We start from the raw sequence: 18,453 nt of genomic DNA, 5'->3' as shown, positions 1-18,453 counted from the left end.
CGTGCGGCGTGAGCGACTCGACCTCCAAGCACCCCGACCTGGCGGCGCTCTCCCCGTGGGCGCCTGAACTGGCGAAGACCTTCGTCTCGCTGGCCAGCGACATCGCGCTGGTGATCGATTCCGACGGCGTGATCCGCAACGTGGCGCAGGGCGGCGCCGACCCGATCGCCCCCGGCGCGGCGCAATGGGTCGGCCGCGCGTGGATCGACACGGTCAGCGGCGAAACGCGCCCGAAGATCGAGAACCTACTGAAGGAAGTGGCCGCCACCGGCATCGCGCGACGCCGCGAGGTCAACCACCCGCTCGGCGCCAACGAAAGCATTCCGGTCGCGTACACCGCAATCCGGCTGGGCGTCGACGGCCCGGTGCTGGCCGCCGGCCGCGACCTGCGCGCGATCGCCGCGATCCAGAAGCGCTTCGTCGAATCGCAGCAGGAGATGGAACGCGGCTACTGGCAGGCGCGCCAGGCCGAGGCGCGCTACCAGCTGCTGTTCCAGGTCGCGACCGACGCGGTGCTGGTGGTCGATGCCGACACGCTGCAGATCATCGAGGCCAACCAGGCCGCGGCGGCGATGTGGAACCTGCCGGCCGAGCAGCTGAAGGGCCGGCCGATCGGCTCCGGCTTCGAACACCATTCGCGCGGCGCGATCAACGAATTGCTCGGCAACGCACGCGCCACCGGCAAGAGCGGCGAGATCCGCGCGCGCCTGCTCGGCACACAGACAGGCACCAGCGTCGTCGCGACGCCGTTCCGCGCCGACGATGCAATGCGCCTGCTGGTGCGGCTGCGCGCCCTCGACGCGGCGCCTGCCGCGGGCGCGCTGAACCAGAGCATCGCGCGCCTCGTCGACGCCGCGAGCGACGGCGTCGTCGTGACCGATTCGAGCGGCCGCATCCAGGTCGCCAACCCGGCCTTCCTCGAGCTTGTCGGCCTGGCCACCGAGTCGGACGCGAGGGGTCACCCGCTGATGAACTGGCTCAGCCTGGCCGATTCGCCACTCGCCGCGCTGGTCGCGAAGGTGAGGCGCGACGGCATCGCGCGGCATGTCGAGTCGTGGGTGCGGCGCAGCGGCGCGGACGCGGCGCAGATCGAGATCGCGGCTGCGCTGCTGACCGAAGGCGACCAGGAGTGCATCGGCTTCACGGTGCGGCGCGTCGCGCGCGCCTCGCAGCGGCCGGCGTTCGACGACACGCAGCGCGACGGCCTGGCTGCCGCGTTGCAGGCCGGCATCGAGACGCTCGCGACCGGCCTGGGTGAGCGCGCACTGGCCGACATCGTGCGCGACGCCACGCTGCTGGCCGAAGATCACTTCACGATGCTGGCGCTGCAGCGCACCGGCGACGACCTGCCGGCCGCGGCCGCGATCCTCGGCGTCAGCACCGACAGCCTCGCGCGCCGCCTGCAGCGCCGCGCTTCCTCGGACACGGGCGCGGCGTAGTGCTGACCAGCCCCGCGTTCGGCCAGGCGGATCTCACCAACTGCGAACGTGAGCTGATCCACCTTGCCGGCTCGGTGCAGCCGCACGGCGTGCTGATGGCGTTGCACGAGCCCGACCTGCGGATCGTCCAGGCGAGCGCCAACGTCGAGTCGCTGCTGGGGGTGCATGCCGAGGCGCTGCTGAACCAGCCAGTCACTGAACTCGGCGGCGACCTGGCGGCGCAGGTGCGCCAGGCCTGCGAGAACTCGGCCCCGCTCGCCGAGCCGGTGCCCTTGCGCTGCCAATTGCCGGTCGGCGGCGCGGCGCGCGATTTCGAGGGCACGCTGCACCGCGTCGGCGCAAGCACGCTGCTGGTCGAGATCGAGCCGACCGGTGCCGAACACGCCAGCGCCGAGACCGTCGACATCCCCGGCCCGCAACTGCGCGAACTGCTCGGCGTGGCGGTGCAGCGCTTCAGCAATGCCTCGGCGATCGGCACGCTGGCCGACAGCGTGGTCCGCTGCTTCCGCGACATGCTCGGCTACGACCGGGTGATGGTCTACAAGTTCGACCCGGACGGCCACGGCAAGATCATCGCCGAGGCACGCGACCCGCGGCTCGAATCGCTTCTCGGCCACCACTACCCGGCCACCGACATCCCGCAGCGCGCCCGCGAGCTCTACCTGCGCAACCGGTTGCGCGTGCTGGTCGACGTGCACTATGAACCGTCGCCGCTGGTGCCGCGCCAGCTCCCGGGTGCCGGCGAGGAGCTGGACATGTCGATGTGCCAGCTGCGCAGCATGTCGCCGCTGCACCTGCAGTACCTGAAGAACATGGGCGTCACCGCGACGCTGGTCGTCTCGCTGGTGCGCGAGGGCAAGCTGTGGGGGCTGATTGCCTGCCACCACTACGCGCCGCGCAACCTGCGCTTCGCGGTGCGCTCGGCGGCCGATTTGCTGGCCGAGGTGGCGGCCACGCGCATCGCGGCGATCGAGAACTATGCGCACGCGCAGGTCGCGATCCAGGTGCGCCGGCTCGAGCAGCGCCTGGTCGAGGCCACGTCCACCGAAGGCGACTGGCGACTCGCGCTGTTCCGCAACCCGCGCACCGTGCTGCAGCCGCTCGAAGCGACCGGCGCAGCGCTGTTCCACGACGGCGAGCTGCTGACGGCCGGCGAGGCGCCCTCGACCGCCGAGCTGCGCGCGCTGCTGCAGTGGGTCGATGGCCAGCCGGGCGACGGGCTGTTCAGCTGCTCGTCGGTCGCGCGTGCGAACCCGGCGCTGGACCCGCTGACGCCGACCGCCAGCGGGGTGCTCGCGGTGAAGCTGTCGACGACCAAGCCCGACTACCTGATGTGGTTCCGCAAGGAGCAGCTGCTGACGGTCACCTGGGCCGGCGATCCGTCCAAGCCGATGGTGGCGAACAACCCGATGGAGCTGTCGCCGCGCAGCTCGTTCGCTGCCTGGTCGGAGATCGTGCGCGGCACCGCGCTGCCGTGGACGAACAGCGAGCTCGCGCTCGGCCGCGCGTTCGGTGCCTCGCTGGTCGACATCATCGTGCAGATCAACGCGGTCCGGCTGTTGATCGCCGAGCACCAGATCGAGCAGATCCGCCGCACCGTCGGCAGCTCGGCCGAGCCGGTCGTGATCGCCGATGCGCGCGGGTGCGTGCTGTTCGTCAACGACGCGTTCGGCATGCTGTCGGGCCGCCACGGCGACGCCCGCAGCACCGAGGTGCCGAGCCTGTTCGTGCAGGCGCCGCTGGCCGGCAAGGTGCTGGCGACGCTGCGCGACGAGCGCCAGCCCTGGCATGGCGAGCTCGACCTGCGGCTCGGCGGCGACGCCGGCACGCTGCCGGTGACGGTGCGCGCCGAGGTCGTGCCGGCGCGGGACGGCTCGGTGCTCGGCTACTTCCTGATCGTGGTCGACCGCACCGGCACCCAGCGCGTCAGCGAGGCCCGCCTGCATCTCGAGCGCTCGCTGTCGCAGACGATCGCCCAGGGCGGCGTGCGCGACGAGGCGAACACGATCGGCCTGGGCGTGCCGAGCGATGTGATGGGCGCGATCCTCGCCAACGCCAGCCTGGCAGCGATGGACATCGCCGACGGCAGCACCGCCCCGGGCGTCGCGCCGCTGCTCGAGGAACTCGAAGCGTCGACCCGCCGGGCGGCGCAGCTGTTCGGCCGCATCCGCCTGTTCGACTCGTAGCGCGGGTCAGTAGGTCTCGAGGTGCAGGCGGCCCTGCTTCTTCAGTGACGAGCCGACGAGGTCCCAGTCGAGCCCGGCCTGGCGTGCGATGTCGTGGAGCGCCAGCACGACGCCCTCCTCCATCGCCTTGAGGCCGCACACGTAGAAGTACGCGTTCGGGTCGGCCAGCAGCGGCGCGAGGTCGGCGGCGCGCTCGCGCATCGCGTCCTGCACGTAGCGCTTGGGCTGGCCGACGGTTCGCGAGAACGCGAAGTTGATGTCCATGAAGTCCTTCGGCAGGCTTTGCAGCGGGCCGAAGTACGGCAACTCCTCCTTGGTGCGCGCGCCGAAGAACAGCATCAGCTTGCCGCTCTCGAACTTGCCCGACTGGCGCAGGCGGCGCCGCCATTCGGTCATCGCCCGCATCGGCGCCGAGCCGGTGCCGGTGCAGATCATCACGACGTGGCTCTTCGGGTGGTTGGGCATCAGGAAGCTGGCCCCGAACGGCCCGATCACCTGCACCGTCTGGCCCACGCTCAGGTCGCACAGGTAGTTGCTGGCGACGCCGCGCACCGGGCGGCCCTGGTGGTCCTCGAGCACGCGCTTGATCGTCAGCGAGACGTTGTTGTAGCCCGGCCGTTCGCCGTTGCGCGGGCTCGCGATCGAGTACTGGCGCGGGTGGTGGGCGCGACCGTCGACGTCCGTGCCGGGCGGCACGACCGCGATCGACTGGCCCTCGAGCACCGGGAACGGCATCGCGCCGAAGTCGAGCACGAGGTGGTGGGTGTCGTACTCCTTGCCGACCTCCGTCACCCGCACGTTGCCGACGACGGTGGCGGTGATGCTCTTGTCGGCCGCCTTCGGGCCGTAGAGGTTGGTGTAGGCGTGGGCCGCCGACCACGGCGGCAGCGTCGCGCCGTATTGCGCGCTGTTGAACGGCGCGTCGACCGCACCGACCGCAGCGGTGGCCGCCGTTTCGACGACCTCGACGGCGATCGCGCCGGCTGCGACCCCTTCGACCGCGAGCTGTTCGGGCGACAACTCGGCCGGCAGCTCGTCCCACAGAAGCTGCTCGTCGATCGGATAGGTCTTCACCCGCGGCACCGTGCGCCAGTTGTCGATCGAGCCGGTCGGGCACGGCGAGATGCAGGCCATGCACAGGTTGCACTTGGCCGCATCGACGACGTAGTTGCGCGAGTCGTGCGTGATCGCCTGCACCGGACAGATGGCCTCGCAGGTGTTGCAGCGGATGCAGATCTCCGGATCGATCAAGTGCTGCTTGATCACCTTTGCGTCAACGGCCATGTCCATGGGGTGTCGTCAGTCGAAACGCACGTACTCGAAGTCCACCGGCTGGCGGTTGATGCCCATCGCCGGCGGGGCGATCCAGTTGGCGAACCGGCCCGGCTCGACGACCCGGCCCATCAGCGAAGCGACGAACGCGCGGTCCTCGCGGCTGGGCAGCCACTCGTCCACCTTGGCGGCCCATTCTGCCTCGTTGACCATGCGGCCGTCCGGCGAGACCTTGACGCCCGACAGCGCGCCGATGTTGCGGTGGAAGGCCTTGTGCGGCGCCGTGAGGCGGTGCGGCACGCCGGCCTTCTCGAGCACCTTGTTCCAGCGGTTGATGCCGGCGATCGAGTCCTTGATGAAGTCGTCGCGCAGCACCTCGTTCAGCGCGTTGAGCATCGGCACTTCCTTCTCGACGAGCTGGCCGTTCTGCGCCTCGAGCACGCGGTAGGTCTGGCCCTTGAGCAGGTGATCGTCGTCGCGCTTGCCTTCCTCGAAGCGGCCCTTCAGGCCCGAGCTGTAGAAGGTGGCGGCGTTGCTCGACTGGTCGGCCCCGAACAGGTCGATCGTCACGCTGTAGTGGAAGTTGACGTAGCGCTGCACCGTGGGCAGGTCGATCACGCCGGCGGCGCGCAGCTTGCCCACGTCGTCGGTCTTGAGTTCGTTCATCGCCTGCGCGGTGCGCTGGATCACGCGCGAGACGCCGCTCTCGCCGACGAACATGTGGTGCGCCTCTTCCGTCAGCATGAACTTGGTCGTGCGGGCCAGCGGATCGAACGCGCTCTCGGCCAGCGCGCACAGCTGGAACTTGCCGTCGCGGTCGGTGAAGTAGGTGAACATGAAGAAGCTGAGCCAGTCCGGCGTCGCCTCGTTGAACGCGCCGAGGATGCGCGGGTTGTTCTCGTCGCCGCTGCGGCGCTCGAGCAGCGCGTCGGCCTCCTCGCGGCCGTCGCGGCCGAAGTGCTTGTGCAGCAGGTAGACCATCGCCCACAGGTGGCGGCCTTCTTCCACGTTGATCTGGAACAGGTTGCGCAGGTCGTACATGCTCGGCGCGGTCAGCCCGAGGTGGCGCTGCTGCTCGACCGAGGCCGGCTCGGTGTCGCCCTGCGTGACGATGATGCGGCGCAGGTTGGCGCGGTGCTCGCCGGGCACGTCGGTCCAGGCCTTCTCGCCCTTGTGGTCGCCGAAGTGGATCTCGCGGTTCGCGTCGCCGGGGTTCAAGAAGATGCCCCAGCGGTAGTCGCGCATCTTGACGTGGCCGAACTGGGCCCAGCCCTGCGGATCGACGCTGACCGCGGTGCGCAGGTAGACGTCGTAGTTGGTCGAGTTCTCGGGGCCGACGTCGTCCCACCAGTTGATGAAGTTCGGCTGCCACTGCTCGAGCGCGCGCTGCAGCGTGCGGTCCTCGCTCAGGTTGACGTTGTTCGGGATCTTTTCGCTGTAGTTGATCGTGGTGGTGCTCATGGGGTACTCCGTTTAAACCCGATTCCAGTCGAACGCGGCCTTGTCGCCCTTGCCGTAGACCTTGAGTGCGCCCTTGTCGCCGACCGCGTTGGGGCGCTGGAAAATCCAGTTCTGCCACGCGGTCAGGCGGCCGAAGACGCGCGTGAACAGGTTCTCCGGGCCGTTGAAGCGCAGGTTGGCTTCCATGCCGGTCAGGGCGTCAGGCGACATCGACACGCGCTCCTCGACGGCGATGCGGACCTCGTCGGCCCAGTCGATGTCGTCCGGGTTGCTGGTGACCAGGCCGAGCGCGAACGCGGCGTCGGCGTCGAGCGGCTGGCCGGCCCGGGCGCGAACGGCGTCGAGCGCGGGCGCTTCGTCGTAGAAGCGGCGGCCGAGGCGGCTCTGGCCGGTGATCATCGGGAACAGGCCGAAGTTCGCCTCCGCCACGGTGATCTTGGGCGCGCGCGCTTCGTCGTCCGGCAGCGCGAGGTGATAGACGCGGTCGCAGGCCAGCGCCAGTTCGAGCAGGCTGCCGGTGAAGCACGAGCCCGGCTCGATGAGCGCGAACAGGCTGCGGGACGAGACGTCGAAGCGGCTGAAGGTGCGGCGCAGCAGGCCGGTGGTCTCGCGCACCAGCCAGTGGTCCTGGTTCGCCAGCAGCACGGCGTCGCTCGCGAGCACGGCGGCGGCGTCGCCCTCGGTCTTGACCAGCCAGGTGCCGATCTCGAGCTCGTTGGTGCGCATCTGCAGGATCGCGTCTTCCAGTTCACGCGCCATCTGCAGCGGGTACCAGGCGGCGCCGGCCGCGACGATGGCGGCGACGTCGGCCGGCTGCGCGCCGCTCGGGCCCCTGACCGTGAACGTGGCGGTGCGCCTGGCGCGGTCGATCGCCACGTCGACATGGGTGTAGCGCAGCGCGTCGGGCTCGATCGTGCAGGCCAGCGGCGTCAGCGCGACGCCCTGCCCGTCGGCCGGGCGATCGCTCTGCGCGGCCAGTTGCAGCGCGCGCTCCTGGACCTTGGCCGCGAACTGGGCCGGCTTGGCGATCTCGTCGACCAGGCGCCAGTCCTTCGCGCGCTGCCCGCGCACGCCTTCGACGCTGGTGCAGAACAGGTCGGCGAGGTCGTGGCGCACATGGCGCTTGTCGGTCACGCGGGTCAGGCCGCCGGTGCCGGGCAGGACGCCGAGCAGCGGCACCTCGGGCAGGCTGACGGCCGACGAGCGGTCATCGACCAGGATGATCTCGTCGCAGGCCAGCGCCAGCTCGTAGCCGCCGCCGGCGCACGCGCCGTTGACGGCGGCCAGGAACTTCAGCCCGCTGTGCTGGGACGAGTCTTCGAGCCCGTTGCGCGTCTCGTTCGTGAACTTGCAGAAATTGACCTTCCAGGCATGGCTGGACACGCCGAGCATGAAGATGTTGGCGCCGGAACAGAACACCTTCTCCTTGGCGCTGGTCAGCACCACGGTGCGGACCTCGGGATGCTCGAAGCGGATGCGGTTGATCGCGTCGTTCAACTCGATGTCGACGCCGAGGTCGTAGCTGTTCAGCTTGAGCTTGTAGCCGGGGCGCAGGCCCGCGTTCTCGTCGAAATCCGCGGCCAGCGTGGCGACGGGACCTTCGAACTTCAGCTTCCAATGCCGGTAATCGGCGGGGGCTGTCCTGTAATCGACGCGCGGGGCTGGGGTCACGGGTGTCTCCTGTCAATAAGCACTGAAATGCACTTCTTGCGCTGGCAAGAGATGCAGAATAATGCATTTTTACCGCCGGTTCAAGGGATTTCTTCAGCCAGTTCCTCAAACAGTTGCTGGTGCAGGCCGAACGCCCGCCGGGCCTCCGCGACGAGCGCGTCGGCCTCGGACACCTCGGGCGCGAGCGATGCCAGGCCGGCGCGGAAGGATTCGGTCAGGGCGCGCGTCGCCAAGGTATCGCCGAAGTCGTAGAACGCCACCCCCTGCTCGCCCCCGAGCGCCGGGTTCCGCGCCACGACGCGCCGCAACATCTGGCCGCCGCTCAAGTCGCCCAGGTAGCGCACGTAGGCATGCGCGACCAGCAGCGCCGGGCGCCGCGCGTCCAACTCGTGCAGACGCGCCACGTACTGGCGTGTCGCGTCCTGCAGTGCCAGGTCCTCGGCCCACCGCGGCCCATGGAGGTGGCCCAGGTCGCGCGCGAGCGCAGTCGCCCGGAACAGGGCCGGCGCGTGGAGCGGCGCGATCAGCGGATGGCCGGCATGGCGCACCAGCGCGGGCTCGAGTGCGCCATAGATCGCGCTGAGGTTGCGCAGCAGCGCGCAATAGGCCGCCCGATCGACCTCTCCCCGCATCAGCGCGCCCATGAAGTGGCTGCGCTCGGCTGCGGTGTGCAGGGATCGGGTTTCGGTCTTGAGTCGCTCGGCGAGGGACGGGATCAAGCGGGACCGCCTCTCTCAGAAGCCGAACAGGTCGCCGCCGGCGCGGTCCGTCCAGGCGATCGGCGCCTCGGACCACGCGAGCAGGTACGCCCCGAAATCGCTCGCCATCTCGACCTGGGTGCCGGCCTCGATCACGCCGAACCCGCCGGCGAGCACCAGGCTGCCGTTCACGCGCACGCCGCCGCCGATCATGAAGAGCTCGAGCGGCGCTGCGGTGCGGAACGGCGGGATGCGCGTGCCGGGGATGAGCGTCAGCGCGCAGTGGCGGAAATCGTGCGCGGTGCCGCGGTAGTCGCAGATCAGCCGCCGCTGCACGCCCCCGACCCAGGTGGGCAGCGGCGCGATGTCCTTCACGGTGATGCTGACGGTCGGCTCCCGTTCCGGCTGGGGATTGCCGAACCGCGCGTCGCGACCGCCGGCGTGCAGGTGCGGGGCGTCCTCCCGGCCCTCCTCGGGCCAGTACAGCACCGGACCGTCCAGCCGCGACGCCAGCAGCGACGCGGTGTACGCAATCGCGTCGTGGGTGGAGCCGGGCAGGTTGATGCCGGCCTGGCCGGCCACCGTGGTTCCCGCATGGTCGGTCAACGCGCCGCTGAGCACGTAGCTGAAGGCCACGTCGACGTGCTGGTGCAGGCCCGAGGACGCGAGCGGATCGAAGCCGAGCAGCCCCAGGAACCGGCCCGACGCGCGGTCTTCGTGGGCAGCCGCGACGCGCAGCCCCGGTCGCGAGGCGTCGAGCCAGCGCAACTGTTCCTTGCGGGTGACGAACACGCCGGCGGTCTGGAAGGACACGGTTTCGACCATTTTCTGCATGTGCGGGGTCCCTGGTGACCGGCGGCGGCCGCCGGTCCATCGACAACAACGGTTCGCAGGATAGTTCCTCGACCGCACGGACGTATCGCGGTGCCTGCGTCCAATCTCCTGCCCAGCGCGTAGGAAGCGATGTCCCGGGATCAGCCCCTCCCCCCGGGTCGAGCTATTGGCGCATCGGGAGACGGCGATTAGGATCGTCAGTTCACAATCCGTTCGCACTTCCGGGATGAACTGCGCAGAGGACTTGGAGAGAGAGTCATGGTTCAGCGAAAGCCGACGCCCGCCGCGAAGCGATTGATCTGGCGCATCACCGAAGCGGCGCCGCTGGGCGAGTACGTCGACGCGGCCGACGTGGCGGCGTCCGCCGCGGCAGCGCGAACGGCCGCCTCGCCGGCGCCGACCCTGCCCGAGGCCACCGTGTCGTCGGGCGGCTGGGTCGTCTCGTCGTTCGAACTGCTGCACGGCGCGGACGTCACCGAAGGTTACGACACGGTGCCCGGTGAACTGTTCGACTCGTTCTTCTCGCCCTCTCCGCCGCCCGCGCCCGCCGCGGACAAGAAGCCCGGCAAGAAGGAGTGATGGCCCGCCGGCCCGCGCTTCAGGTTTCTTTACGCCGCCCATTCCCTTGAGAAGGCTGCCGTTGGCTGCATTTGCAGCGCGCGGATCGTGCAACTTTCCCCGCCGGCGCGCATCCGAGTGAAAGACAGCGGAATATACTGAACGCAGGGTTTCAATTGAGCAAGATTCACAGTGCCGACGGGCAAGACAAGGGGTCGTTGATGGGTGCCAAACTCAAGGTCGCCGGATGGCTGGCCGTCGGCGCGGTCGCCGGCGCGCTCACCACGATGCAACTCCAGGCCACTGCCCGCAACGGCGTGTCGCAGCTGCCGCTCGAAGAGTTGCAGCAGATGGCCGCGGTGTTCGGGATGATCAAGACCGATTACGTGGAGCCGGTCGACGAGAAGAAGCTGATCGGCGACGCGATCGGCGGCATGGTCTCCGGCCTCGACCCGCACTCGCAGTATTTCGACAAGAAGTCGTTCAAGGAATTCCGCGAGGCGACCACCGGCCGCTTCGTCGGCATCGGCATCGAGATGGGCATGGAAGACGGCCTGGTCAAGGTCGTGAGCCCGATCGAAGGCTCGCCGGCGTTCCGCGCCGGCTTGAAAAGCGGTGACCTGATCACCAAGATCGACGACACGATGGTCAAGGGCCTGACGGTCGACCAGGCCGTCAAGAAGATGCGCGGCGACCCGCAGACCAAGGTCATGCTCACGGTCTTCCGCAAGAGCGAGAGCCGCAGCTTCCCGGTGACGATCGTGCGCGAGGAGATCCGCACCCAGAGCGTGCGCTCCAAGATCGTCGAGCCCGGCTACGCCTGGCTGCGCGTCAGCCAGTTCCAGGACCGCACGGTCGAGGATTTCGCCCGCAAGCTCGAGGAGATCTACAAACAGGAGCCCAACCTCAAGGGTCTGGTGCTCGACCTGCGCAACGATCCGGGCGGCCTGCTCGAAGGCGCCGTCGCGATCTCGGCGGCGTTCCTGCCGGCCGACGCGGTCGTCGTCTCGACCAACGGCCAGATCGCCGATTCGAAGCAGACCTTCAAGGCCTCGCCGAGCGACTACCTGCGCCGCGGCGGCAGCGACCCGCTGCGCCGCCTGCCGGAAGCGCTGAAGAAGGTGCCGCTGATCGTGCTGGTCAACGAAGGCTCGGCCTCGGCCAGCGAAATCGTCGCCGGCGCGTTGCAGGACCACAAGCGCGCGGTCCTGATGGGCGCGCAGACCTTCGGCAAGGGCTCGGTGCAGACGGTGCGCCAGCTGTCGCCCGACACCGCGCTGAAGATCACGACAGCGCGCTACTACACGCCGAGCGGCGCGTCGATCCAGGCCAAGGGCATCGTCCCGGACGTGATGATCGACGAGACGGCCGAGGGCAACCTGTTCGCCGCGCTGCGCACCCGCGAAGCCGACCTCGAGAAGCACCTGCAGAGCGGCCAGGGCGCCGAACAGAAGGACGAGGCCCGCGAGAAGGCGCGCGACGAAGCGCGCAAGAAGCTCGAGGAAGAGGCGATCAAGCGTGCGGCCGCGCCCGCCAAGCCGCCGGTCGAATTCGGCAGCGCCGAGGACTTCCAGCTCGCGCAGGCGCTGAACCGCCTGAAGGGCAAGCCGGTGCTGGTCAGCAAGACCGCCGTCGAGCGCAAGCCCGAAGCCGACACGGTCAATTAAGACGAGAACGCACACTGGCGCGGACGCTGCATCGAGGCTGCGCGGCCCAGCGCCGGGCCGCTCCCAAGCGGACCGCGACCCGCGCGGCGGGTGGTGGCGGTATTCCGCCACCGGGTGCTCCATGAGTATGCTCGGCCGATGAACGACGACCAGTTGCTGCGCTACTCGCGCCACATCCTGCTCGACGAACTCGGCATCGAGGGCCAGCAGCGGCTGCTGGCGGCCCACGCGCTGGTGATCGGCGCCGGCGGCCTGGGCTCGCCGGTTGCGCTGTACCTGGCGACGGCCGGCGTCGGCACGCTGACGATCGTCGACGACGACACGGTCGACCTGACCAACCTGCAGCGCCAGATCGTTCACAACGTCGAGCGCATCGGCCGACCCAAGGCCGAATCGGCGGCGCAGACGCTGCACGGCATCAACCCCGACGTGCGGGTGAACGCGCTGCGCGAACGCGCCGACTCGGTTCGGCTGCACGAGCTCGTTGCGCAGGCCGACGTGGTGCTCGACTGCAGCGACAACTTCGCGACCCGCCAGGCCGTCAACGCCGCTTGCGTCTCGCATGCCAAGCCGCTGGTCTCCGGCGCCGCGATCGGCTTCGACGGCCAGGTCTCGGTCTACGACACGCGCGACGCCGTGCACCCCTGCTACGCCTGCCTGTTCCCGCCCGACGCGCCGTTCGAGGAGGCGCGCTGCGCCACCATGGGCGTGTTCGCGCCGCTGGTCGGCATCATCGGCAGCGTGCAGGCGGCCGAGGCGTTGAAGCTGCTGGCGGGCGTCGGCAGCTCGCTCGCGGGGCGGCTGCAGATGCTGGACGCGCGCCACATGGAATGGACCGAGATCGCGATCGCCCGCGCGCCCGAATGCGCAGTCTGCCAGCGGCCTTGATCAGGGCTTGAGCACGATCTTCGCCGCCGCGCAGCGCCCCTGGTCGAGGTCGACGAAGGCCTGTGCGCCGTCCGCGAGCCGCCGCTCCTCGACCCACGACAGGTCGCCGAACACGCCGCGCGCCAATGCCGCGACGGTCGCGCGCAGGTCGGCCGTCGTGTAGGTGTAGGTGCCCTGCAGCGTGATCTCGGCGAGCGTGAGCTTGCGCATGTCGATCTCGCTGGCCCAGTCCTGCAGCCCGATGTGCATGATCGCGCCGCCCGGCTTGACGGCCGCGAACGCCTGCTGGCGCGTGGCCTTGGCGCCGACCGCGTCGATCACGTAATCGAACGCGGCCTCGTCCAGCGGCGCGGTGCGCGGATCGACGACCGCGCAGCCGATGTGCCGTGCGATCGCGGCGCGCCGCAGCGCGTTGAGTTCCGTCATCGTCAGCGCCGCGACGCCGAGGTGCTTCAGCAGCAAGCCCGCGAGCATGCCGATCGCGCCGCCGCCGATCACCAGCACGCGGCACTCGTGCAGCGGGCGCGTCAGCACCCGCATCGACAGGTTGATCGCGTGCCACGCCGTTGCAGCCGGCTCGGTCAGCGCGGCGGTCGTCGCATCCATCTGCGCCGGCATCGCGATCAGCGACGCCGCCGGGATGCTCATGTACTCGGCATACGCGCCCGGCCGCGTCATGCCGACCATCGTGCGGTTCGCGCACAGGTTGTTGCGGCCCTGGACGCAGTACTCGCAGGTGCCGCAGACGATCAGCGGGTTGCCGGTCCAGCGCGTGCCGTGTTCGACACCGGGGGCCTTCGACTCGACGACGCGGCCGACGAACTCGTGGCCCAGCACCAGTCCGGGCTGTCGACGCGGGTCGTGGCCGTGCCAGGCGTGCATGTCGGAGCCGCAGATGCCCACGGCCTCGATCTCGAGCACGACTTCGCCGGGCGCGGCTTGCGGCATCTCGCGATCGAGCCACTGCATCTCGCCGGGCTGGGTGTAGACGAGCGCCTTCATCGGAATCTCCTGTTCATTTGGCGGTGAACCCGCCGTCGACCATCAAGGTCTGGCCGGTGATGTAGCGGCTCGCGTCGCTGGCGAGGAACACGGTCGCGCCATGCAGGTCGTCCAGCTCGCCATTGCGGCCGAGGCAGGTCTGCGCGGCGTTGCGCTGCGCGAGCTCGGGGTTGTCGAAGACGGCCGCGGTCAGCGCGGTCGGGAAGAAGCCGGGGCCGATCGCGTTGCAGGTGATGCCGTGCGGCCCCCACTCGCGCGCGATCGCGCGCGTCAGCTGGACCACGCCGCCCTTGCCGGCACCGTAGGGTGCGCCATGGTCGAACGCGCGGTAGCTCTGCAGCGACGCGATGTTCAGGATGCGTCCCCAGCCGCGCGCCTGCATGCCCGGGGCGAGCGCCTGGGTCATGAAGAACGGCGCCCCGAGGTGCAGGGCGAGCTGCGTCTGCCAGGCCGCAGGCGTGACCTCGGAGAACGGTTGGCGCAGGTTGACGCCGGCTGCGTTCACCAAAATGTCGACGCCACCGAGCAGCGCCTCGCCGCGCTTCGCGAGCGCGCCGATGGTCGTCACGTCGGCGAGATCGCCGGCCAGCGTCGCCGCGTCGATGCCGCGCGCTGCCAGGCGCTTCGCGGCAGCCGCCAGCTCGGCTTCGCGCCGCGCGACCAGCAGCACCCGCGCGCCGGCCAGGCCGAGCGCGGTCGCCATCGCCTCGCCGATGCCGGAGTTGCCGCCGGTCACGAGCGCGCGTTTGCCCTGAAGATCGAAAAGGACGCCGAGGTTCATCGGATCGCGGAATCGGCGCCCGGCCGATCCGCCTCCAGGTTCAGGTTCGCGGCGGGATCGCGCGGATGATCCGGTCGGTGTTCGGCCACGAAGGGGAAGCGCTTCTTCGCCTTGGTCGCTGTGGTGTTGGGATCGACGGCGCCCCGCACGTACTGCCGTGAGGCATCCGAAGGCGGCTGGTAGTCCCACGCGGACCAGCGTCCTTGAAGAAGCGACTCCTGCGCGAACAGCCGTCTCTGCTGCGACTCGAGGATGCGCGTCTCCAGCGCCTCGACATCCCACCGCGTGAGGATCTCGCCGCGCAACCGGTTCTCGGTGGTGGCGTGTTCCGGTCGCCCGGCGAGGTTGATGCGCTCGTCGGGATCGGCTTTCAGGTCGAACAGCATCGGCGGATCGTTGCGACAGTGCACGTACTTGAAGCCGTCCTTCCGCAAGATGCAGGCCGGCGCATAGACACCCTCGCCGAGGAATTCCATCATCACGTCGTCGCCGCGATGCTGGTCCGTCCCGTGCAGCATGCCCGCCAGGCTGATCCCGTTCAGCGGGTCCACCGGGGCGATCGGCTGTCCGTCCGAGACGAGGTCGTTGAAGGTGGGCAGCAGGTCCATGAGCGAAACGCCTCGCTCCTCGATGCGACCCTTCCTGACGCCGGGACCGGCAGCGATCATCGGAACACGCACCGACCATTCGAAAGGTTGGAACTTGAACCAAGAGCCTCGCTCGCCGAGCATCTCGCCGTGATCGGAAACAACGAACACGTAAGTGTTTCCGGTGGCCCCGATCCGATCCAGCACCTGCAGCAGTCGGCCAACCTGCGCGTCGAAGTACGAGGTCATCGCGAAGTAGGCGTGCCGAGCGACCCGTATCTGCTCCTCCGAGATGTCGTGCTCGTCGGCCCTGATGGTGTAGGCATAGCGCTGCGACCACGGGTCCCGGTCGGCGATCGGGATGAAGGGCACCGTCGGCATGACGATCTTGCTGTGGTCATAGAGATCCCAGAACGCCTTCGTCGTGATGAAGGGGTTGTGCGGGTGCGTGAAGGAGGCCCACATCAGGAAGGGCCGGTCGTCGTCCGACCGGGCCTTGTCGAACAGCCACTGCTCCGCGCGATACGCGACCTCTTCGTCGTAGTCGATCTGGAGATTGCGTTCGCAGAGGCCTGCTTCGACGATCGACCGAAGGCTCATCCGGGACGGCGAGTACGGTTGCCGGGTCTTCGTCCAGTCCGCGGTCCATCCGAAGTCGGAGGGGTAGATGTCGGTCGTCACGCGCTCCTCGAAGCCGTGCAACTGCTCCGCGCCCGCAAAGTGCATCTTGCCCGACAGGCAGGTTTGATAGCCCTGGTGCCGAAGGTAGTGCGCGAGGGTCAAGGTCGAGGACGGGAAATCCGCGGCGTTGTCATAGCAGCCGACCTCCGAAGAAAGTCGGCCGGTCAGCATGGCGGCCCGGGACGGTGCGCAGACGGGGTTGTTCGAGTAAGCGTTCAGGAAGGTGACGCCCCGCTCCGCCAGGCCGTTCAAGTGCGGCGTGACCAGTGCGGGCCCGCCGTACATGGGAAGAACCTTGGCGGTGAGTTGGTCCGCCTGGATGACGAGGATGTTCGGTCGTGACACGTTGAATCTCCGAAGGTCGATGGGCGACGCGCAAGGTCCCGCTATTCCAGCTTGATGCCGGCGGCCTGGACGAACGCTACCCAGTGCTTGTGTTCCGCGCGAACGAATGTCGCGAAGTCCTCCACCGAGCTGCCGATGGGCGAATCGCCTTGCGCGGCCAGTTGCTTCTTAACCTCGGGCGTGGCGAGCGCCTTTCTTGCCGAGGCGTTAAGTCGCTCGACGACAGCGGCTGGCGTGCCCTTCGGCGCCCAGAGTCCGAACCAAGTCGTGACCTCCACGCCCGGGATACCTGCCTCCGTCATGGTCGGCACCTCTGGCAACACGTCCAGGCGCTTTGTCCCGGTGACCGCCAGAGCACGCAACTTGCCGGCCTGGATGAACGACATCACGAGTTGCGGATTGGCCAGCATGTAGCTCACTTCGCCGGCAAGCAAGGCCGTGGCCGCCTGCCCGCCACCCTTGTAGGGGACGTGCAGGACGTTGATGCCCGCGGCGGTGCGGAAGACTTCGCCCGCCAGGTGCAGCGCGGTGCCATTGCCGGTCGACGCATAGTTGAGGCTTCCCGGACTGGCTTTGGCTGCCGCAACCAACCCGGCCACGTTGGCGGCCTTCAGCTGCGGCGAGGCGGTCAGCACCAGCGGACTGCTCGTCAGCTGGGTGATGGGCGCGAAGTCACCGATCGGGTCGTAGGGCAGCTTGGGGTAGAGACCGGCCGCAATGGCATGCGTCGCCACCGATCCCAACAGCATGGTGTAGCCATCCGGGGAGGCGCGTGCGACCAGTGAGCTGCCCAGCGTCCCGCCCGCACCGGCGCGGTTGTCCACGATCACGGCCTGCCCGAGGTCCGTTCGCATCTGTTCCGCGATCGAGCGCGCGACATTGTCGAGCGCACCACCGGCGGGAAACGGGACCACGATCGTCAGCGGGCGGGACGGAAAGGTCTGCGCCGAGGCGCAGGCCAGGGGCCCGGCCATCGCGATGGCGAGAAGACTCTTGAGCAGTGTTCGCGTACGCACGTCGTACTCTCCTTGTGGTTGAAGGAACGTCGACAATTCAAACGTCCACCGGGCTCCCGAGCTCGAACGTCTGGCCGGGGTAGTACTTGGCGAGCCGGTCGTCTGCCGTGCGGGCGTGCGCCTCCATGCCCTCGAGCCGCGAGATCCGCGCGGTGACCTCGCCGATGTCGCGCGCGGCCTCGCGCGTCATGCGCTGCCAGGTCAGCGTCTTCATGAACTTGTGCACCGACAGGCCGCCCGAGTAGCGCGCCGCGCCCTTGGTCGGCAGCACGTGGTTGGGGCCGCTGGCCTTGTCGCCGAACGCCACGGTCGTCTCCTCGCCGAGGAACAGCGAGCCGTAGCAGGTCAGCGTGCTCAGCCACCAGTCGAGATCGCGGGCATGGACTTCGAGGTGTTCGGAGGCGTAGCGGTCGGAGACGGCGGCCACTTCCTCGCGGGTGTCGCAGACGATCACCTCGCCGTAGTCCCGCCAGGCAGCGCCGGCGGCATCGCGCGCGGTCGGCGGCAGCGCATCGATCAACGCCGGCAGGCGCCGCATCACCTGTTCGGCCAGCGGCTTCGAGGTCGTGAACAGCCACGCCGGCGACTCGTGGCCGTGCTCGGCCTGGCCGACCAGGTCGCTGGCGACGATCGCCGGGTCGGCGGTCTCGTCCGCGATCACCGCCACCTCGGACGGCCCGGCGAACACGTCGATACCGACCTTGCCGAACAGGCTGCGCTTGGCCTCGGCGACGAACTTGTTGCCCGGACCGACGATCACGTCCGCGGGCTTTCCACCGAACAGCCCGTAGGCCATCGTCGCGATCGCCTGCACGCCGCCGAGCGTCATGATCACGTCGGCGCCGGCGCGGTCGAAGGCGTACAGCAGGTACGGGTGCATCGGCCCGCCACGGAACGGCCCCGAGCAGGCGATGATGGTCTTGACGCCCGCGGCCTTCGCGGTCGCCACGCCCATGTAAGCGGAGGCAATGTGCGCGTAGCGGCCGGCCGGCGCGTAGCAGCCCGCCACGTTGACCGGCAGCACCCGCTGGCCGGCGGTGACGCCGGCGTGCAGCCCCACCGAGAACTCGTTCAGCGAATCGCGCTGCGCCTTCGCGAAATCGCTGACCTGGCGGATCGCGAAGTCGATGTCGCGCCGAACTTGCTCCGGCACCTCGGCAGCGCGACGCTCGATCTCGGCGCGGCTGACGATGATCTCGCCGTCCCACTGGTCGAGCTTCTTCGCGTAGGCGCGCACCGCCGCCTCGCCGTTCGCCTGGATCTCGGCGAGCATGTCGGCGACGACCTTCTGCGCGGTGGCGGTTTCGGTCTCGGGCGTCTTGGTGGCAGTCTTGAGGTAGGTGATGGTCATGGAAGTCCTCCAGAGT

Annotated in this window: 15 protein-coding genes; 5 read left to right on the top strand and 10 right to left on the bottom strand. The window is 69.1% G+C overall.

The window, feature by feature from the left end; translation table 11 throughout:
- Window positions 1-8: 8 nt before the first annotated feature.
- Window positions 9-1,439 (top strand): transcriptional regulator PpsR, encoded by a 1,431-nt coding sequence (gene ppsR, locus ACWH49_RS16190; protein WP_448172386.1) that lies wholly within the window; start codon window positions 9-11, stop codon window positions 1,437-1,439.
- Window positions 1,439-3,625, top strand: coding sequence for a GAF domain-containing protein (locus ACWH49_RS16185; protein WP_448172385.1), 2,187 nt, complete (start codon window positions 1,439-1,441; stop codon window positions 3,623-3,625). The genes ppsR and ACWH49_RS16185 overlap by 1 nt, the downstream gene beginning before the upstream one ends.
- 6 nt (window positions 3,626-3,631) lie before the next feature.
- On the opposite strand, the gene boxA is transcribed toward ACWH49_RS16185, so the two are convergent.
- The 5 genes from boxA to ACWH49_RS16160 form a co-directional block, all read right to left on the bottom strand.
- Entirely contained in the window at window positions 3,632-4,915 is a 1,284-nt protein-coding gene (gene boxA / locus ACWH49_RS16180; protein WP_448172384.1) for a benzoyl-CoA 2,3-epoxidase subunit BoxA, read from the bottom strand.
- Window positions 4,916-4,924: 9 nt separating this feature from the next.
- Window positions 4,925-6,358, bottom strand: a complete 1,434-nt coding sequence (gene boxB, locus ACWH49_RS16175) for a benzoyl-CoA 2,3-epoxidase subunit BoxB (RefSeq protein WP_448172383.1) — start codon at window positions 6,356-6,358, stop codon at window positions 4,925-4,927.
- Window positions 6,359-6,370: 12 nt separating this feature from the next.
- Window positions 6,371-8,029, bottom strand: coding sequence for a 2,3-epoxybenzoyl-CoA dihydrolase (gene boxC, locus ACWH49_RS16170; RefSeq protein WP_448172382.1), 1,659 nt, complete (start codon window positions 8,027-8,029; stop codon window positions 6,371-6,373).
- An 80-nt stretch (window positions 8,030-8,109) separates the two neighbouring features.
- Complete coding sequence (locus tag ACWH49_RS16165; RefSeq protein ID WP_448172381.1) at window positions 8,110-8,748, bottom strand: biliverdin-producing heme oxygenase; 639 nt, start codon at window positions 8,746-8,748, stop codon at window positions 8,110-8,112.
- A gap of 15 nt (window positions 8,749-8,763) precedes the next feature.
- Window positions 8,764-9,561, bottom strand: coding sequence for a cupin domain-containing protein (locus tag ACWH49_RS16160; protein WP_448172380.1), 798 nt, complete (start codon window positions 9,559-9,561; stop codon window positions 8,764-8,766).
- A gap of 258 nt (window positions 9,562-9,819) precedes the next feature.
- Between ACWH49_RS16160 and ACWH49_RS16155 the strand changes: the two genes are divergently transcribed.
- The 3 genes from ACWH49_RS16155 to ACWH49_RS16145 all read left to right on the top strand — a co-directional run bounded on the left by ACWH49_RS16155 (window position 9,820) and on the right by ACWH49_RS16145 (window position 12,674).
- Window positions 9,820-10,140: a hypothetical protein gene (locus tag ACWH49_RS16155; RefSeq protein WP_448172379.1), complete on the top strand. Its 321-nt coding sequence runs from the start codon at window positions 9,820-9,822 to the stop codon at window positions 10,138-10,140.
- Window positions 10,141-10,340: 200 nt separating this feature from the next.
- Entirely contained in the window at window positions 10,341-11,786 is a 1,446-nt protein-coding gene (locus tag ACWH49_RS16150; RefSeq protein ID WP_448172378.1) for a S41 family peptidase, read from the top strand.
- 138 nt (window positions 11,787-11,924) lie between these two features.
- On the top strand, window positions 11,925-12,674 hold the full coding sequence (locus ACWH49_RS16145; RefSeq protein WP_448172377.1) for a HesA/MoeB/ThiF family protein: 750 nt from the start codon (window positions 11,925-11,927) through the stop codon (window positions 12,672-12,674).
- On the opposite strand, the gene ACWH49_RS16140 is transcribed toward ACWH49_RS16145, so the two are convergent.
- From ACWH49_RS16140 to hpsN, 5 genes are read right to left on the bottom strand one after another with little or no spacing between them, the layout of a single operon-like run.
- A complete protein-coding gene (locus ACWH49_RS16140) occupies window positions 12,675-13,676 on the bottom strand; it encodes a galactitol-1-phosphate 5-dehydrogenase (protein WP_448172376.1) in 1,002 nt (333 codons plus the stop codon).
- 13 nt (window positions 13,677-13,689) lie between these two features.
- Window positions 13,690-14,457, bottom strand: a complete 768-nt coding sequence (locus ACWH49_RS16135) for an SDR family NAD(P)-dependent oxidoreductase (protein WP_448172375.1) — start codon at window positions 14,455-14,457, stop codon at window positions 13,690-13,692.
- The gene (gene betC / locus ACWH49_RS16130; RefSeq protein WP_448172374.1) at window positions 14,454-16,070 is read right to left on the bottom strand and encodes a choline-sulfatase; all 1,617 of its coding nucleotides are present in this window, start codon (window positions 16,068-16,070) and stop codon (window positions 14,454-14,456) included. The genes ACWH49_RS16135 and betC overlap by 4 nt, the downstream gene beginning before the upstream one ends.
- Window positions 16,071-16,111: 41 nt before the next feature.
- Window positions 16,112-17,086, bottom strand: a complete 975-nt coding sequence (locus ACWH49_RS16125) for a Bug family tripartite tricarboxylate transporter substrate binding protein (protein ID WP_448172373.1) — start codon at window positions 17,084-17,086, stop codon at window positions 16,112-16,114.
- Window positions 17,087-17,123: 37 nt separating this feature from the next.
- Window positions 17,124-18,437, bottom strand: coding sequence for a sulfopropanediol 3-dehydrogenase (gene hpsN, locus ACWH49_RS16120; protein ID WP_448172372.1), 1,314 nt, complete (start codon window positions 18,435-18,437; stop codon window positions 17,124-17,126).
- Between the last annotated feature and the right edge of the window lie 16 nt (window positions 18,438-18,453).

It is taken from the genome of Rhizobacter fulvus (genome assembly GCF_964020785.1).
Note: the sequence above shows the minus strand (reverse complement) of the source record. Positions and strands in the feature narration are given on the sequence as shown.

Excerpts from the sequence above, each read along its gene's own strand:
- ACWH49_RS16140 (WP_448172376.1), bottom strand. The coding sequence starts at position 13,676 with ATGAAGGCGCTCGTCTACACCCAGCCCGGCGAGATGCAGTGGCTCGAT.
- boxA (WP_448172384.1), bottom strand. The coding sequence starts at position 4,915 with ATGGACATGGCCGTTGACGCAAAGGTGATCAAGCAGCACTTGATCGAT.
- ACWH49_RS16150 (WP_448172378.1), top strand. The coding sequence starts at position 10,341 with ATGGGTGCCAAACTCAAGGTCGCCGGATGGCTGGCCGTCGGCGCGGTC.
- hpsN (WP_448172372.1), bottom strand. The coding sequence starts at position 18,437 with ATGACCATCACCTACCTCAAGACTGCCACCAAGACGCCCGAGACCGAA.
- ACWH49_RS16160 (WP_448172380.1), bottom strand. The coding sequence starts at position 9,561 with ATGCAGAAAATGGTCGAAACCGTGTCCTTCCAGACCGCCGGCGTGTTC.
- boxB (WP_448172383.1), bottom strand. The coding sequence starts at position 6,358 with ATGAGCACCACCACGATCAACTACAGCGAAAAGATCCCGAACAACGTC.
- ACWH49_RS16145 (WP_448172377.1), top strand. The coding sequence starts at position 11,925 with ATGAACGACGACCAGTTGCTGCGCTACTCGCGCCACATCCTGCTCGAC.
- ACWH49_RS16155 (WP_448172379.1), top strand. The coding sequence starts at position 9,820 with ATGGTTCAGCGAAAGCCGACGCCCGCCGCGAAGCGATTGATCTGGCGC.
- ACWH49_RS16135 (WP_448172375.1), bottom strand. The coding sequence starts at position 14,457 with ATGAACCTCGGCGTCCTTTTCGATCTTCAGGGCAAACGCGCGCTCGTG.